General features: G+C 41.7%; 15 protein-coding genes. 7 read left to right on the forward strand and 8 right to left on the reverse strand.

Features of this window, described 5'->3' with window-relative positions; translation table 11 throughout:
- Nucleotides 1-61: 61 nt before the first annotated feature.
- The 4 genes from hfq to tsaE form a co-directional block, all read right to left on the reverse strand.
- A complete protein-coding gene (gene hfq / locus AC0KVP_RS09895; protein WP_473336383.1) occupies nt 62-577 on the reverse strand; it encodes an RNA chaperone Hfq in 516 nt (171 codons plus the stop codon).
- 93 nt (nt 578-670) lie between these two features.
- Nucleotides 671-1,615 (reverse strand): tRNA (adenosine(37)-N6)-dimethylallyltransferase MiaA, encoded by a 945-nt coding sequence (miaA, locus tag AC0KVP_RS09900; RefSeq protein ID WP_473336385.1) that lies wholly within the window; start codon nt 1,613-1,615, stop codon nt 671-673.
- Between the two features lie 6 nt (nt 1,616-1,621).
- A complete protein-coding gene (gene mutL, locus AC0KVP_RS09905) occupies nt 1,622-3,562 on the reverse strand; it encodes a DNA mismatch repair endonuclease MutL (protein ID WP_473336387.1) in 1,941 nt (646 codons plus the stop codon).
- Nucleotides 3,555-4,031, reverse strand: coding sequence for a tRNA (adenosine(37)-N6)-threonylcarbamoyltransferase complex ATPase subunit type 1 TsaE (gene tsaE / locus AC0KVP_RS09910; protein WP_026056383.1), 477 nt, complete (start codon nt 4,029-4,031; stop codon nt 3,555-3,557). The genes mutL and tsaE overlap by 8 nt, the downstream gene beginning before the upstream one ends.
- Nucleotides 4,032-4,152: 121 nt before the next feature.
- On the opposite strand from tsaE, the gene AC0KVP_RS09915 reads away from it, so the two are divergent.
- The 3 genes from AC0KVP_RS09915 to AC0KVP_RS09925 all read left to right on the forward strand — a co-directional run bounded on the left by AC0KVP_RS09915 (nt 4,153) and on the right by AC0KVP_RS09925 (nt 6,049).
- Nucleotides 4,153-5,067, forward strand: a complete 915-nt coding sequence (locus tag AC0KVP_RS09915) for a pseudouridine synthase (protein ID WP_473336389.1) — start codon at nt 4,153-4,155, stop codon at nt 5,065-5,067.
- Nucleotides 5,068-5,179: 112 nt separating this feature from the next.
- On the forward strand, nt 5,180-5,515 hold the full coding sequence (locus AC0KVP_RS09920) for a type II toxin-antitoxin system RelB/DinJ family antitoxin (protein WP_004984882.1): 336 nt from the start codon (nt 5,180-5,182) through the stop codon (nt 5,513-5,515).
- Between the two features lie 93 nt (nt 5,516-5,608).
- Nucleotides 5,609-6,049, forward strand: a complete 441-nt coding sequence (locus tag AC0KVP_RS09925; RefSeq protein WP_473336392.1) for a GNAT family N-acetyltransferase — start codon at nt 5,609-5,611, stop codon at nt 6,047-6,049.
- 10 nt (nt 6,050-6,059) lie between these two features.
- Here AC0KVP_RS09925 and AC0KVP_RS09930 read toward each other — a convergent pair whose 3' ends face one another.
- Complete coding sequence (locus AC0KVP_RS09930; protein WP_473336394.1) at nt 6,060-6,797, reverse strand: pseudouridine synthase; 738 nt, start codon at nt 6,795-6,797, stop codon at nt 6,060-6,062.
- A gap of 135 nt (nt 6,798-6,932) precedes the next feature.
- Between AC0KVP_RS09930 and AC0KVP_RS09935 the strand changes: the two genes are divergently transcribed.
- Nucleotides 6,933-7,391: a DUF441 domain-containing protein gene (locus AC0KVP_RS09935; RefSeq protein WP_473340486.1), complete on the forward strand. Its 459-nt coding sequence runs from the start codon at nt 6,933-6,935 to the stop codon at nt 7,389-7,391.
- Nucleotides 7,392-7,626: 235 nt separating this feature from the next.
- A complete protein-coding gene (locus AC0KVP_RS09940; RefSeq protein WP_473336396.1) occupies nt 7,627-8,847 on the forward strand; it encodes an MFS transporter in 1,221 nt (406 codons plus the stop codon).
- A gap of 86 nt (nt 8,848-8,933) precedes the next feature.
- Here AC0KVP_RS09940 and AC0KVP_RS09945 read toward each other — a convergent pair whose 3' ends face one another.
- The 3 genes from AC0KVP_RS09945 to AC0KVP_RS09955 form a co-directional block, all read right to left on the reverse strand.
- Complete coding sequence (locus AC0KVP_RS09945) at nt 8,934-9,917, reverse strand: ion transporter (RefSeq protein WP_473336398.1); 984 nt, start codon at nt 9,915-9,917, stop codon at nt 8,934-8,936.
- Nucleotides 9,918-10,018: 101 nt separating this feature from the next.
- Nucleotides 10,019-11,734: an AAA family ATPase gene (locus AC0KVP_RS09950; RefSeq protein WP_473336400.1), complete on the reverse strand. Its 1,716-nt coding sequence runs from the start codon at nt 11,732-11,734 to the stop codon at nt 10,019-10,021.
- 128 nt (nt 11,735-11,862) lie between these two features.
- Entirely contained in the window at nt 11,863-13,827 is a 1,965-nt protein-coding gene (locus tag AC0KVP_RS09955) for a hypothetical protein (protein ID WP_473336402.1), read from the reverse strand.
- A 239-nt stretch (nt 13,828-14,066) separates the two neighbouring features.
- On the opposite strand from AC0KVP_RS09955, the gene mdh reads away from it, so the two are divergent.
- Nucleotides 14,067-15,278: an iron-dependent methanol dehydrogenase gene (mdh, locus tag AC0KVP_RS09960; RefSeq protein WP_473336404.1), complete on the forward strand. Its 1,212-nt coding sequence runs from the start codon at nt 14,067-14,069 to the stop codon at nt 15,276-15,278.
- Nucleotides 15,279-15,469: 191 nt separating this feature from the next.
- A complete protein-coding gene (locus tag AC0KVP_RS09965) occupies nt 15,470-16,441 on the forward strand; it encodes an alpha/beta hydrolase (RefSeq protein ID WP_473336406.1) in 972 nt (323 codons plus the stop codon).
- Nucleotides 16,442-16,455: the final 14 nt, after the last annotated feature.

Here is a 16,455-nt window from a genome sequence, read left to right on the forward strand (position 1 = left end):
CTAAAACTAAAAATTTGGCATAAAAAAAGCCTCTCATGTGAGAGGCTTTTTTAACAATCAATTAACGATTATTTTCGTCATCTTGAGTGTCTTCAAATTTTGATTCACCATCAAAACCAGTTGATTGACCACCGAAGCCACCTTGACCACCGAAGCCACCTTGACTACCAAAGCCACCTTGACCACCAAAGCCACCTTGACTACCAAAGCCACCTTGACCACCGAAGCCACCTTGTTGACCACCAAAGCCGCCTTGTTGACCGCCAAAGCCGCCTTGTTGACCGCCAAAGCCGCCTTGTTGACCGCCAAAGCCGCCTTGTTGACCGCCAAAGCTACCTTGTTGACCAGCGCCAGCAGGTGCACCAGCTGGACGTGGGTTACGTGCAGGAACAACTGTAGAAATTGCATGCTTGTAAACCATTTGGCTTACTGTATTTTTTAATAAAACAACATATTGGTCGAAAGATTCAATATGACCTTGTAACTTAATACCGTTTACAAGGAAGATAGAGACAGGAATACGTTCTTTACGGAGAGAATTTAAGAACGGATCTTGCAAAGTTTGACCTTTAGACATGTTATAACTCCAAAAAAATTTAAAAATCAGCGCAAAAAACTATCTTTATTTTTCAATTAAAAATTATAAAAAAGATAGTAGCTAAATTTTGCTTTATCCGTAGCAGTTTCGCAAGTCTTCTTGTGCCTGCGTGATAGTAGAATACGTTGTAAATTTATGTGCCTCTTGCAAAGATCTTAACCAAGTGTATTGACGTTTGGCAAGTTGTCGTGTCGCAAAAAGTGCTTTATCCTCCATTTCACGTTGTTTTTCGACAGTTTTATCTCCTTTCTGTAAAAATTCGAGTGCTTGTCGATACCCAACTGAGCGCATAGAGGGTAAATTTTCATCTAAATCGTATTTTTTCATAAGTGCTTCCACTTCATTCAAAAATCCGATGTCCCACATAATTTTCAAGCGTTGTGCAATTCTTTGGTGCAATTCGGCACGGTCTGGCATCAAAGCATAATTATGAAAATTATAGCGATAAGGCACGTTTTTAGGTTGTTCAGCTTGAAGTTTAGTAATGGGCTGCCCTGTCAATTTGTAAACTTCTAAAGCCCGAATAATCCGTTGTTTATCACTCACTTTAAATTTTTCGCCCGCCAGTGGATCCACACTACATAATTCAGCATAGACCGCAGACCAACCCTCACTTTCACCTTTGGCTTCTATTTGAGCACGAACAGCATAATCTGCGCTCGGTAAATTGCTTGAAAGGCCTTCTAAAAGTGCCTTGAAATAGAGCATGGTTCCACCCACCAAAATCGGGGTTTTACCTCGTGCATGCATGTCATCAATTAAGCTACATGCATCTTCAACAAAGTTTGCAGCCGAATACACTTCTAATGGGCTAATAATATCGATAAGGTGGTGTGGATATTGCAGCAGCTCTTCCTTGGTCGGCTTTGCAGTACCAATATCCATATCTTTAAAGACCAATGCTGAATCTACAGATATCAGTTCAAAATTTCCTTGCTCATAGAGCTGACATGCCAAAGCAGTTTTACCACTTGCAGTTGGCCCCATTAAATTGATGACCGGCAATTGAGTTGACATGTACAACTACTCTCCTCGAGCAAAAAGCTTATCTAGTTGAGCCAATGGAAACGCACGCCAAGTTGGGCGACCATGGTTACATTGGCTGGCAAATTCAGTTTGTTCCATTTGACGAAGCAAAGCATTCATTTCAGAAAGACCCAAAATGCGATGCGCGCGAACAGCACCATGACAGGCCATACCCGCTAGAATTTGATCACGCTTTTGCAGTAAGCCCTGCGCTTCATCATTTGGATCCAAATCGTTCAGTAATTCAGGTACCAGCGCCTCAAAATTGGCTTTATGTAAAATCGCAGGCACACCACGAACAATCACTTGTTCATCGCCATACTGATCAATTTCAAGACCTAAACGCACCAATTGATCTTTGAGCTCTTCCACTCGCGTAGCTTGCATTCGCGTGATATTAATCACTTTGGGAATAAGTAACTGCTGAGAAGTCCAAAACTCTGGTTTATCCCATGCGGACTTCATTTGCTGTAGCAGAATACGCTCATGCGCTGCATGCATATCAACAATAATTAGCCCTTCTGTATTTTGAGCCAGCACATAAATACCATGCAATTGTGCAATTGCAATTCCCAACGGATATTCATCGACTTTAGGGCTTTGCACTGTAACATCAGCCAAAGGCTGAGCTTGATCAACAGCAGATGAAGTATCACGCAGAGGTGATAAATAGCTTTGCAAGGCATTATTGAGCTGTTGTGAGCCCTGATAGCGTGAAGGTTGCGCCGAATAATGGACGCCTTGCGGTTGATTTGAACTAAAGTCAGTAAGCACATCCGATGGAGCTTGCTCACCAGTTTGTGCAGACTCAACATGACGATGCAACTGCAAAGGCTCTTGATAGCGAGGCTGCACAGGCATCGAAGCTTGATTCTCTGCAACCTTCATTGCATCAGATAAATCTGCGGTTGCCGTTTGAAACTGCGATAAAGTCTCTTTGGCATAATGACGTACAAATTCATGTACTTCACGTTGATTCAAAAAGCGAATTTCATGTTTGGTCGGATGTACATTGACATCAATATTTTCAGGGTCGACTTCCAGAAAAAGCAAATACCCCGCATGCTGATGTCCATGCAAAATACCATCATAAGCCATACGCAGCGCATGAGAGATGGTTTTATCTTTAACAATTCGACCATTCACATAAACATACTGCAAGTCAGCCTGGGCCCGCGCATCGGAGGGATGTCCCAACCAACCTGTTAAACGCATGTTGATGCTATGTGCATCCATCCAATAAGCATTTTCAGTAAATGCGCGCCCTAGCAACTGCTGTACACGCTGAAAACGTAGCTCACCACTGTCTGCAATCGGCAAGTTCAATTTAATGTTTTGATTATGTTCAAGCATAAAACGAATATCGAAATGCGTCAGCGCTAAACGTCGGACGATTTCCTCAATATGACCAAACTCTGTGCCAGGTTTTTTGAGAAATTTTCGACGCGCAGGCACATTAAAAAATAAATCTTGTACCCGAATATGCGTACCTTTCGGTGCAGCTACAGCCTGAATCTCTTGACGGTCAAATGCAGTTCCATTGACTTCAACTTGATAGCCAATTCCATCATCCGCTTGACTACTGGTCAAGGTTAAACGCGACACCGCTGCAATAGAAGCCAAAGCCTCTCCACGAAAGCCTAAACTGACAATTGCATGTAAATCTTCAGCGGTTTGGATTTTACTGGTCGCATGTCGCATCACCGCCAAAGGGAGATCTTCAGCGTGAATCCCTCGACCATTGTCCATGATTTCAATTAAAGTACTGCCGCCTTGCTCTACCCGAATAATCAGCTCTGTCGCACCTGCGTCAATCGAGTTTTCAAGTAACTCTTTGACCACAGACGCTGGACGCTCAATGACTTCACCTGCTGCAATTTGGTTGGCTAGAGCAGGATTCAAAGTATGAATACGACGTATCTTTAAATCATCACGCATTGTTTAATTGGCTCTCTAATGCTTGTAATAATGCTACTGAATGGAAACTTAAGGTAGCAGACCGTGTCAGTTCATCTTCCGATTTTTGAATATCAATAATTAAGTCCGCCTCAGGGATCTCATCGCCCCCTTTAGACGGCCATTCAAACAAAAACAATGCATTGGGCGTTTCCAAATAGTCACGGATACCCATTAACTCCAGTTCATACGGATCGTTTAAACGATACAAGTCAAAATGGAAAATATCACGCCCTTGAACTTGATACGGCTCAACTAAGGTATAAGTTGGGCTTTTCACGGAACCTTGATGGCCTAAATGCTGTAAATAATGGCGTGTTAGCGTAGTTTTACCCGCACCCAAATCCCCAATTAAATACACTACACCCGTCGTAAAATGCTGTGCCAAAATTTGCGCTAAATTTTGGGTATCTTGTTCATTATTGAGCGTTAAATTAAATGAATACTGCATAATACTCACGACAAGTGACAAAAGAACAATTATGATAGCACTGGACTCACAAAATGCCCAAGCCACAAGCTTGAAATCTCGTATTTAACTGCACCAACCGATTAGATATTGCCTGCACATCATGCTCAACATAAAACCTGCTGAATTTTGCCCTCCTTTGCTCAATGGCGTGAGCGCAAGTAAAGTGTTTCTGCCTAAATTAAAGCCAGCACCACACACCGTATTGGCTTATTTATCTGACCAATTTCCGCATATTGAAGCAACTGAGTGGCAGCAACGTTTTCATGATGGTTTGGTCTATGACGCTGTAGGTAATATCCTCCATACAGATTCGGCATATCTTGAAAATCAGCATGTGTTTTATTACCGTTTTTTAGCGCACGAAATTGAAGTGCCATTTCAGCATGACATTTTATTTGAAAACGATCATTTCTTAGTCGTGGATAAGCCGCACTTTTTGACCATCAGTCCAACGGGGCAATATGTTCAACAAACCCTATTGGTGCGCCTGAAAAAACAAACAGGTATTGAGCATTTAACGCCCATCCACCGCCTTGACCGTGAAACCGCTGGCTTAGTGATGTTTTCCAAATGTATTCACAGTCGAGGGCTGTATCAGCAAATGTTTGCAGATCGACAGGTTCAAAAAACCTACCATGCGATTGCACCGTTTAACCGTGAACTCAACTTTCCACATACTGTAAAGTTGCATATGCAAAAAGGTGAGCCGTTCTACACCATGCAGGTTTTGGACAAAGCACCGAACAGTGAAACCGAGATCATGCTTTTAGAACATGATGCAACATGGGCAAAATATGAGCTTAAACCCGAGACAGGGAAGCAACATCAACTCCGTGTACACCTCAACTTCTTAGGTCTTCCGATTAAAAATGATCCGTTCTATCCTAAAGTTGTACATAAAGCCGACGATGATTTTAGTCAGCCTTTACAGCTCTTAGCTAAGCATCTTTCATTTAAAGATCCAGTAACTCAACAGCTTATGCAGTTTAGCTCCAATCTTGAATTGACATTGTAATCTGCTTGTCATTACAAAATAATTTAAAATTCCATTGTATGAATATTGAAATTACAATGGAATTGATTAAAATAACTTCTACCCTTAAGTCGTTCAAATTATTTAAAAAATCATGAGAAAAACAGAAGTCTATCAAATTCGACTCGATTCCCAAGAAAAGAAACAAGCTTTTGCGGTGTTTAAACAACTGGGAATTACGCCTGCGCAAGCCGTTCGTTTGTTCTTCAAACAAGTGGTTTTAACCAAATCCATCCCTTTCTCAATTGAAAACCAGAACATCAATATTGAACAACTGATTAAGCTACGTAAGCTCAAGCAAGAACAAAAAGCAGTTGAACACATCACCAGTGCAGACTCAACGGCTACTAATGATTTATTTGCAGACGATGAACATATTGATCTATTTGAGGAATTAGCTGCAATCTTGGGAGAAAGTGACAAAACTTAACAGTGTTGCATTTCTAAACAAATTTTAGAAATATCTCTTTCAAAACTTAGGTATGCTTCATGTAAACACTATAAATACAGCATGGAGTAATACATGATCGTTAGACGTGCCACTTTAAAAGACTTAGAAAAACTTGCTGTATTATTTGATGAATATCGCCAATTTTATGGTGCATCTTCCAACTTAACACTTTCCCAAAAGTTCCTTAAACTTCGCCTTGAAAACGAACAAAGCGTCATCTTCATTCATGTCAAAGACGATGTGATTACAGGTTTTGTGCTGCTGTATTTAGGTTTCTCTTCTGTGGCCTGTGCAACTTATTATATTTTAGATGATGTTTATGTTTCTCCACCGCATCGTCGCCATGGCTCAGCAAAACAATTGATCGATACCGCGATTTTGTTTGCGCGACACGAAAAAGCCATTCGTATTACGCTTGAAACGCAAAAGAATAATTATCAATCCCACAGCTTATATGAAGCCATGGGCTTTGTAGCGGATAATGAGTTTAAGACCTATCATTGCTTTCTATAGTATTCAGCGTCTAAAGACTACCTTTACTCTCAAGATCATTACGTGTCTTGGCTAAAGCCACTTGTTCAGCATTTAAATAGATCCAATGCCCTTCGACTAAATCTGGCATACCCGTTAAGTCGAGCGCCCCAATTTGCTGACGATGCAAGCTCTCAACTTTATTTCCAACTGCCGCAAGCATACGTTTCACTTGATGATATACCCCCTGATGCACGGTCATTTGCAGTTCGCATTCGGCTAAGCGTTTTACATCTGTTGCAGCAAAACTCCCTTTTTCATTTCGCAGCTCCACCCCTTGCTCCAGCTGTTGGACTTGTTCATCTGTAACAGGGTCGGCCGTTTGCATCCGATACACTTTTGCCACATGCTTTTTAGGGTGTGTCAGCGCTTGTAAAAACTGACCATCATCGGTGAGTAACAATAAACCTGTGGTGTCTTGATCTAGACGACCTACACATTGAATACCACGATTCAAGAGCACATCGTCAAACAAATCAAAAACACTAAAATGATGCGTCGCCTGATGTGAACATTCATAGCCTTGAGGTTTATTTAAGGCGATATAGACTTTTTCGCGGTATTCAAAGCTCTTCCCATGTACCTTGTAGTGCAGAGCATCCAATTTGAGTTTATGTTTAGGGTCAGTAATGATCTGCCCATCAATTTCAATGGCTGCATTTTTAATCAACTGTTGGCAATGCTTTCGCGAACCAAATCCTTGCGACTGCAACATTTTTTCCAACAGCATCAGCACACCACATTTTTAAATAAAGGCTCATTTTATACTGAAATACAGGAACATCAATCAAAGGACTCGGATCATACGGCAGAGTGGCTAAAAAAACGTTACAATGCACATGTTTTTTTGACCAGCCCCCCACCTATGCCGAACTTAGATTTAAACCTGATCGTCCTCCTGATCCTACTGGCTTGCGGTATTTTCAGTCACAACTCTGCGGTAACGATTGCTGCGGCAGTCCTCATTATTTTGCGGATGACACCGCTAAGCGAATACTTCCCACTCATCCAACAACATGGATTGAATATCGGGATCATCATTTTAACCATTGCAGTTTTAGTGCCTATTGCAAGTGGTAGAATTAGCGGTGAAAGTATTTTTAAATCTTTTTTAAGTATCAAATCGTTACTTGCTATCGCGATTGGCGTTTTGGTTGCATGGCTAGGTGGGCGCGGCGTAAAACTGATGTCAAATCAACCCGATGTTATGGCAGGCTTGCTGGTTGGAACCGTTGCAGGAGTGGCTTTACTACGTGGCGTCCCAGTCGGCCCACTCATTGCGGCTGGTTTACTTACCCTAATCATTGGTACAGGACAGCCCTAGCCTAACAAATCCAAATTCTCAAGCTAGGTCGAATTAATCTGTATTTGCTGCGTTTAAATTTGACTTCTTTTATAGAATAATCACTCATCGTAGCGCTATGAATAGATATTCATCGTGCAGAATCTTCAGAGTTCATATGAATATTATGCTTGCTTAGTTCACTTATAACTTTTTTGAACAACCAAATTTTCATGTGATAAAGAACGTATAATACTTTTCATTTTCTCCTCTATTTATGTCCTCTCAAGAAAATAGCATCTCTCCAATAAGCCACTTATCTGTCATTATTTTAGCATTGGCACTCGGTGGTTTTTGTATTGGGACTACTGAGTTCGTTGCGATGGGACTCATCCAAGAGATCTCACAAAGTTTCAAGCTCAGTATTCCTGTCACAGGGCATTTCATTAGTGCCTACGCTTTAGGTGTGACTATAGGCGCGCCTGTAATTGCCATTTTGGCCGCAAAGGTTCCGCGTAAAACGCTCTTAATTGGCCTCATGCTATTTTATGGTATCGCCAATGCCAGTACAGCACTCGCAAACAGCTATGAGTCTATGTTGGTCTCACGTTTTATTGCAGGTTTCCCTCACGGCGCTTACTTTGGTATTGCCGCTTTGGTGGTTGCAGAGTTTGCAGGAAAACAAAAGCGCACTTCCGCTGTCGCAATGCTCATGATGGGGCTGAATGTAGCCACCGTGATTGGTGTGCCTTTTGCGACATGGCTGGGTCAGCTGTATGGTTGGCGTGCAGGTTTTGAGTTTTCTGCATCTATCGCATTTTTGACCGTGGTCGCAATTTGTTTTGGCTTACCTAAAATGCAGCTGGATCACACAGCCAGTATTCAAAATGAACTGCGTGGACTTAAAAATACACAAATGTGGATCACGCTTGCTGTCGGTGCAATTGGATTTGGTGGACTATTCTCTGTATATAGTTATGTATCGCCTATTTTGACTGAATATACTCATGCTAGCATTCAAGTCATTCCGTTTGCGCTGGCGTGTATTGGGCTTGGGTTGGTCATTGGTGGTGTTGTCGCAGGACACTTTGCCGATAAAAACTTAAACAAGGCGATTATTTGGGTCTTAGTTTCCAACGCCTGCTCTTATGTGCTTTGTGCCCTATCTATGGATCACCTTGCCACTGCTTTTATTGCACTCTTCTTGGTCAGCTTCAGTATTGCAGGCTTGGGGCCTTTACTACAAACCCGCTTAATGGATGTCGCTGGTAATGCACAAGGCTTAGCCGCTTCGCTGAATCATTCTGCATTTAATATTGCCAATGCTTTTGGTGCCTTCCTAGGCGGCTGGTTAATTAACCAAGGTTTAGGTTGGTTAGCCCCGATCTGGGTCGGGGTTTTACTGAGTTTGGGCGGACTGATTATTTTGCTACTGGCTTTTCAGCATGAGAAAAAGTCGATATCCGCATGTAAAAATGATGCAAATCAGACTTGTTAGACCAATCTAGATTTCTATTCAGATAAAGTAAGGCATGTGTATAAACGTACAATTTTAACGTTGATCACATGCCTTTTTACACCAATTTATTCAGGTAGTTTCTTGCCACAGTGTGGACAATAGGCATATTGCTCACGCTCTTGCCTTAAAGATTCTTCTTTTTGTTCACGAATGAGCTGTAAAATAATATCGTGTGTTTGCTCTTTGGTCAGCCCAACTTCTTTACGAACTTCTTCAATTTTTTCTGTTTCTAAAACAAAATCAATATCGCTATTTTGGATTAGTTCTCGAAATCTGAGTTCAAGTTTTTCTTTACGCTGCTCAAGTTCATTGGCTAAACCATTGGCTAAAATACCCGCAGGCAATGCCGCTAAACCTACCCCTAAGATGGTAATAATCGCACCCAAAAAGCGTCCTAGCGGCGTAATAGGTGTCACATCGCCATAACCCACGGTGGTCAGTGTAACTACGGCCCACCACATTGAAGCTGGAATAGAGCTAAAAACTTCAGGTTGTGCCTGACTTTCAATCAAATACACCCCTGCAGCCGCCATAATGATCATAATCATTAAGATGAAAATAACCGCTTGAAATGAGCCTTTTTCGCGCTCAATGACACGTAATAAAATTTGTAGAGACACAAAGTAGCGGGTGAGCTTGAGAAGTCGAAGCAAACGAACAATTCTTAAGAATCGTAAGTCGAACTGAACAAAGAAGTTTAAATACGCAGGTAAAATAGCCAAGAGGTCGATAATCGCTCCACCACTTTTGACCCAATTTAGGCGGTTTTTCCAATCCGACTCAAAACTATTAGCTTCAGCAACTGACCAAAAACGTAAGAGATATTCAATCGTAAAAACGATGATCGAGAAGATTTCAAAATAATAAAAAAAGTCTTGATACAACACATAGTACTTCTGTACCGACTCCAACAGCACAGCAGCAGCATTACTCATAATCAGTACAATGAGGAAATAGTTCAGCCCTCGGCTTAAGCGTGTCTCATAGTCTTCATTATGTAAATTGTTATAAACAAATTTGCGTAACATGTACCAAGCTGTCAATTTCATTACGATTTTACGTTATTCTTATCCCTTAAAATTCAGTTTAACCGAACTTAATAGCAAAGTAAGTAAGAAATTTCGGTACGAATCGTACAACTGCGGTAGCATTATTCAATATAGAGTAAGGCCAAGCGCACTTGGTCATAGCCCATACGCGGATTGGTTAACTCTACAATCGGACGTAGTTTAATTGCGCCATCTTCACTAAAGTGTTCAGCTTGCTGACGTTTCATGAGACGTTTATAAATTTTCCGCACTTGCTCTACCACTTCTTCTCCAGGATGCGCCACGGAAATATCCAAGCCCTGCTCTTTATGCAACTTTGCCAAATGGTTGATAATGGTTGCAGCTGTCAACCCGCGCTCTTGTGCGATATCTGCAATTTCATAACCACCTTCAAAAAGTTCACGTGTTTCATCGAGTGTTGCAGAAGCATAGTTGGCTTTACCTGCATTACGGGCAATTTTCTTTTCATTACGTTCAATCTCAACTTCATTGAGCGTTCCGCCACAGTGACGAATAAAGGCCTTGTGTTGTGGCTCTAGATCAATGGCTTCAAAGTGAGTCTCAGCTTCATCGGACAGTTCTTGGAAGCGGCGGTCTGCCTTAATGGCAAGACTATCTAACTCCAACGCTTGTTCATTAAAACCTAACAATCTTAAACCTTCCAAAGTCTTTAAGCGCGACAAAGCCACATAGCCCTGCCCTTTTTCAAAAGTATGACTCAGGTTAATTTCTGCTGCAGCTAAAGTCATCCCTTGTGACTTGTGAATAGTAATGGCCCATGCCAAACGCAATGGAATTTGCTGAAAACTGGCAATGGTTTTCCCCGCATCATTGTCCACTGACCAGGTTTCAGGCTCAACCACCAGTACCGTACCATCAGTCAGTTTGACCTTCGGCAAGATCCCAAAGTCATCATCTTCTTCAAAGCCCACCACTTCGCCTAAGCTACCGTTAATATAGCCCACATCGAAGTTGTTCTTTACAAACATCACTTTGGCATTTTTTTTGAGGGTTAGGTTTTCAGGTGCTCGCACAGAAGACTTTAAGGTTTCAATAAGCTTTTCATTGCCATCACACACCGCCTCAAACTGGCGACCTTCATTTTCAATTTCATTCAAATGTTTGAAGTTGATAGTGTCCACGTCCATATTATGCGTATATAAACGTGTAAAGATTTCCCCAATATCTTGCTGACGTGTGGCTTGTAAAGCCTGTAAGTGCTCAGATTTAATACTCTGACTGCGAATAGCATTTAGAATATCATTGAGATAATCATTGCCCTGACGGTGCTGCTCGGTCAAATAGCACACACGAAACTTGGCTTCGACCCAAGCATCAGACATAAAACAGAATTTATCGCGATTGCGCTCTTCATTTTTACCGACTGGCGGTAACTGGAAGAAATCACCTGCAACAATCACTTGAATTCCGCCAAATGGCTCTTCACTTTCCTTAAAAAACTTAAGGACTTTATTGACCAAATTGAGTTGCTTGGCATGTAGCATCGAAATTTCATCGATGATTAAAACTTGAGCATTTTCTAAATGCTCTTTTAAGTATTTACGTTCTTTCATGCGTTTGAGTTCATCTTCCCCCAACGCATCTTTAATTCCAATGCCAGCCCAAGTATGAATGGTCATGCCATTCATATGCGTTGCAGCAATACCTGTAGAAGCTGTAATCGCCACAGGCACTTTGCGGGCTTTTAAATAGTTAATATATTGGTTCAGCGTATAGGTTTTTCCTGCACCAGCGGAACCGGTTAAAAAGACATTTTCGCCCGCTTTTAAGAGTTTGAGTGCAGTTTCTTGCTTCATAAGACCTATACCATTAATGAACGGCTATAGCCTACCGAGTTTTTGCTAAAAAGTTAAGCAGATCTCGTCACACAGTAAATGATGTGCGACAAATTAGGTCCATTGTTGTTTAATTTTTAAGGGTTTGGTTATTCGGTTTGATTCAGCATGGCAATGAATTGTTCAGCGACGACAACATCATCGGGTAGTGCTTTTTGGTTATTTGGATATTCAAGCTGATCAAATAACAGCTGTCCTGCTATATAGTGACAACCGAGCGTCAAGTGCCGCTGTGCGTCGGTATGACTCATATGAAATGCAGCATATTCACGTACAATGATTCGCTCAGCAAAACTGGCTGCTAAACAATGTTGAAAGCGACGTGATTCAGCAATGATGCGATCAATATCTTTGAGCTCCTCAAGCACCCAACTCTCAATAAAATAATAAGCTTCATGGCTGATCGGTTGCCATGAGACACAACCAAGCTTTCGTTTCAGTTCAGCGAATAGCTCTTGGCTATGCAATTGATCATGCCACTGCACGGCCTGATGAAACAGGCTCTTCCATGTAACATTTTTTAAAACCTCCTTTTGCGTCTCAAAATGTTCTGGCAAATAATCTCGCACATAAGCATCAAACACCGAAACTCGTAAAGGAGGCCGATTTAAATAAAACAACTGTCGAAAGCTTTCAATATGCAATTTATGTTGCTTTAACTGAAGATAAAAATCACGGTGTTGTTGCTTGTCTTCGCTAAAATAAACCACTAAGTCTTCAGGAAGTTTCTGCGCAATTTTATCTAGATGCTGAATATAGGCCTGCATTACACGACTCAATTTTGTGTAGACCCGTTTCCCCCATTCAGGTTGTTGTTCGACCACACGGTGCAGCAGTTCGAGCCATTCATCTAAATATAAAATAGATGGGCTGATCGCTATACGCTGATCATCCATATCTTGGCGTCTATTTTTTAAGACCACATGCTGGTTGGCCTCCAGCTCAAACCAATGCTGTTGTAAGGCATGTTCATAGCAACTTTGTATAAATAAGCGAGCCGCTACATGTTGGAAGTACTTTAAAGTCGTGACAATAATTTCAGGATGATAAGACTGTGTATCGAGATAACTCAAAGCTGTTACAGCAACGCGTATACTACTGTGTTGAATATTTTGACTAACCCAGTCTGTCACCACCGCTTTTTGCTTGAATAACCAATTTATGGTACGGCTTTCATCAAAAATAGGGAGTTTGGCGACCTTCTTTTGCCATGTCTTAGTTTCAGCTTTTAAAAAATGCCGCTTTGCCAACAAATCACGCGATGTCCAAAGATCCCGATGCATAAGCCGCACAAAGCCAAGCAGATGGGACTGCTCTTTAGCATGCGGATATAACAAGTGAATGTCGTGCGTATGATCCATCAACTCTTGTAAAGAAAACCGTTCAGGAAATGCCGTTTGTACAATCCGATAAACATATGGATCTAATAATTGATTGGCACTGTAACACAGCTCATCATAACTATTCATCAACGACTGTAAGGGTAAAATATCTTCCACCTGATCTGCATCTAAGCAGCATAAGCACTGCAACTCGGACAGCAGATTTCGCTCAGAGGTTGGATCATCTGCATTTAATTCAACTTGCTGGCACAGCTGTTGAAAGAGTTCTGATTGCGTTTCTCGTATTTCAGTCAAAATCGTGTGCACGCGACTCGGCCCATCGAGTAAAACAAACACCTGTTGTAGAATCAGCTGACGCAGCTGTTTAACTTTATTGCGCAAATACAAAGAATGTTGTGGGGATTGATCGCCCACTAAAAACACAATGTCGTGTAAACAAAACTCTTCGAGTGCTTCTGCATAGTGTCCTTGATAGATAAACTGCGGGAGACACAACTCCGCCTGTTCAGCTGGCGCATAAAACTGAATATGAAAACAATGATTTAAAATTTGAATCCGTTGTTGTTTTACGTCAACACTTAAAACGTTTTGTACATTGAGTGTGGAAAGAAAAGCGGACTGCTCGTGATAAAGCTGCTGAATACTTGAAACAACTTGTCTTAACTGTATAGCAAGACTTTGATATTGCTTAAGCTTATCGTTTTGCTCCACGGCTGGCCCTCTTTGAATTTGGCTATTTTCACCACAACCTCAAAACCAATATAAACAAATCCTGAACCACAGGCTATGCCTTTTATCGATAGCTATTCTGTTCGGTGAAGCCATTTCTCCTCATTCCCTTACTCATGGTAGGTATTTGGTAGGTACACAAGTTTTTTGAATCATTCAATACTCTAAAAACGGTAATGAGCACCGATAACAACATAAATAATGGTAGAAGGAATCGCACCATGGCTTTTAAAAATATTGCAGATCAAACCAACGGTTTTTATATCCCTTGTGTTTCACTTTTTGGCCCAGGCTGTGCCAAAGAAATTGGTGGTAAAGCACAAAACCTCGGTGCAAAGAAAGCACTGATTGTAACCGATGCAGGTTTATTTAAATTTGGCGTAGCCGACACCATTGCAGGATATCTCAAAGATGCAGGTGTTGATAGCCACATCTTCCCAGGTGCAGAACCGAACCCAACTGACATCAATGTCCACAACGGCGTGACTGCGTATAACGAACAAGGTTGTGACTTTATTGTCTCCTTAGGTGGTGGTTCTTCGCATGACTGCGCTAAAGGTATTGGGCTCGTTACTGCAGGTGGTGGCCATATTCGTGACTACGAGGGAATCGATAAAAGTACCGTTCCAATGACCCCTCTTATTGCAATCAACACCACGGCAGGTACAGCATCAGAAATGACACGTTTCTGTATTATTACCAATACAGATACGCACGTAAAAATGGCGATTGTAGACTGGCGCTGCACTCCACTGATTGCAATTGATGACCCTAAACTAATGATTGCAAAACCTGCAAGTTTAACGGCAGCAACGGGTATGGATGCATTAACCCATGCAATAGAAGCTTATGTTTCAACAGCAGCAAACCCAATCACTGATGCCTGTGCTGAAAAAGCCATTTCAATGATTAGCGAATGGTTAAGTCCAGCAGTTGCGAACGGTGAAAATTTAGAAGCGCGTGATGCCATGAGTTATGCACAATATTTAGCAGGTATGGCATTTAACAATGCATCTCTAGGTTATGTCCATGCTATGGCTCACCAACTCGGTGGCTTCTATAACCTACCTCACGGCGTATGTAATGCAGTCCTACTTCCACACGTCTGTGAATTCAACTTAATTGCTTGCCCTGACCGTTATGCACGAATTGCTGAACTGATGGGAGTTAACATCACAGGTTTAACTGTGACAGAAGCTGGATATGCTGCCATTGACGCGATTCGTGAACTATCTGCATCGATTGGTATTCCATCGAGCTTATCTGAACTGGGTGTGAAAGAGCAAGATTTGGGTGTTATGTCTGAAAATGCGCAAAAGGATGCCTGCATGCTGACTAACCCACGTAAAGCAAACCATGCTCAAGTGGTCGACATCTTCAAAGCTGCACTCAAATCAGGTGCTTCAGTGGTCGATTTTAAAGCAGCGGTCTAAGTTCTCTCCTTAACTTTTAGTTTGCTTTGACAATTTAAGTGGAATGAAACAGACGTCCATACTGTTTCATTCAGGTAAGCCTAATCCTTGCTTACCTGTGCACTTAAATTGTCTTTTTTATTTGTGGTTGACAAAGTTTTGCACTTCATCAAGGATAAGAAAACTCATGACAATAACAACCAGAGCAAATTATGTCAGCAAATCAAACTCATCTTGCGTATACACCCGATGTCCTCGGCGAAGGCTATGAACAATTAAAACTCAGTTTTCCAGACGATTATGAAGGTGCAGTCTGCGCAACCCTCGTGCGCAAAAAAGCCTCACAAAATACTCAAAAAGCTGTGTTGTATATCCACGGCTTTATTGACTACTTTTTCCAAACCGAAATGGCTGAACAATTTAATCAGCATGGTTATGATTTTTATGCGCTGGATTTACGTAAATACGGGCGCTCTTATTTAAGTCATCAAAAATACTACAACGTCCATGATTTAAGCGAATACGATGCTGAAATTACCCAAGCCTTAGAGATCATTGGCAATGAAGGCCATACTGCGGTGCTACTTGCAGGACACTCTACTGGAGGCTTAATCACGACTTTATACGCTGCAAACAATCCTAAGCATCCACTGATCAAAGCACTGTGGGCCAATAGCCCTTTTTATGATTTTAATATGCATCCCATTAAGCGCAAACTTGGCGTGCCGCAGCTCAGCCGACTCGCAAAGCGTTTTCCTGACCTCAAATTTCCAAGCGAACTGAATAAATGGTATGTATCGAGCCTACATCAAAACGAGCATGGTGAATGGAACTTTGATTTGGAGTGGAAACAACCAAGCTATTCTATGGTTCGAATCAGCTTTGTACGTGCAATTCATGAAGCACAGAAAGAAATTCATCGTGGTGGTTTGAAGCTCTCTATCCCTGCACTCATCATGCATTCACATCAAACGCTCAACCCAAAGAAATGGGGCGCAGCCGCGCAAACCAGTGATGTGATTTTAGATGTTAAAGACATTGAAAAGCAGGCCAAAAATTTACAAGGTGACGTCAGTGTCGTGACCATTCAAAATGGTTTACACGACTTAGTCCTCTCAGCACCTGAAGTTCGTGCCGAAGTCTATGCTGAGCTGTTCCAGTGGCTCGAGCAAAAATTAACGTAATACACCCGTCCAAC

This window comes from Acinetobacter sp. DL27, assembly GCF_055810995.1.

What these genes read in the sequence shown, in the direction of transcription:
- hfq (WP_473336383.1), bottom strand. Translation starts at nt 577, where the DNA reads ATGTCTAAAGGTCAAACTTTGCAAGATCCGTTCTTAAATTCTCTCCGT.
- tsaE (WP_026056383.1), bottom strand. Translation starts at nt 4,031, where the DNA reads ATGCAGTATTCATTTAATTTAACGCTCAATAATGAACAAGATACCCAA.
- AC0KVP_RS09950 (WP_473336400.1), bottom strand. Translation starts at nt 11,734, where the DNA reads ATGAAGCAAGAAACTGCACTCAAACTCTTAAAAGCGGGCGAAAATGTC.
- AC0KVP_RS09920 (WP_004984882.1), top strand. Translation starts at nt 5,180, where the DNA reads ATGAGAAAAACAGAAGTCTATCAAATTCGACTCGATTCCCAAGAAAAG.
- AC0KVP_RS09935 (WP_473340486.1), top strand. Translation starts at nt 6,933, where the DNA reads ATGCCGAACTTAGATTTAAACCTGATCGTCCTCCTGATCCTACTGGCT.
- AC0KVP_RS09965 (WP_473336406.1), top strand. Translation starts at nt 15,470, where the DNA reads ATGTCAGCAAATCAAACTCATCTTGCGTATACACCCGATGTCCTCGGC.
- AC0KVP_RS09940 (WP_473336396.1), top strand. Translation starts at nt 7,627, where the DNA reads ATGTCCTCTCAAGAAAATAGCATCTCTCCAATAAGCCACTTATCTGTC.
- mdh (WP_473336404.1), top strand. Translation starts at nt 14,067, where the DNA reads ATGGCTTTTAAAAATATTGCAGATCAAACCAACGGTTTTTATATCCCT.
- mutL (WP_473336387.1), bottom strand. Translation starts at nt 3,562, where the DNA reads ATGCGTGATGATTTAAAGATACGTCGTATTCATACTTTGAATCCTGCT.
- AC0KVP_RS09925 (WP_473336392.1), top strand. Translation starts at nt 5,609, where the DNA reads ATGATCGTTAGACGTGCCACTTTAAAAGACTTAGAAAAACTTGCTGTA.
- AC0KVP_RS09930 (WP_473336394.1), bottom strand. Translation starts at nt 6,797, where the DNA reads ATGCTGTTGGAAAAAATGTTGCAGTCGCAAGGATTTGGTTCGCGAAAG.
- AC0KVP_RS09945 (WP_473336398.1), bottom strand. Translation starts at nt 9,917, where the DNA reads ATGAAATTGACAGCTTGGTACATGTTACGCAAATTTGTTTATAACAAT.
- miaA (WP_473336385.1), bottom strand. Translation starts at nt 1,615, where the DNA reads ATGTCAACTCAATTGCCGGTCATCAATTTAATGGGGCCAACTGCAAGT.
- AC0KVP_RS09915 (WP_473336389.1), top strand. Translation starts at nt 4,153, where the DNA reads ATGCTCAACATAAAACCTGCTGAATTTTGCCCTCCTTTGCTCAATGGC.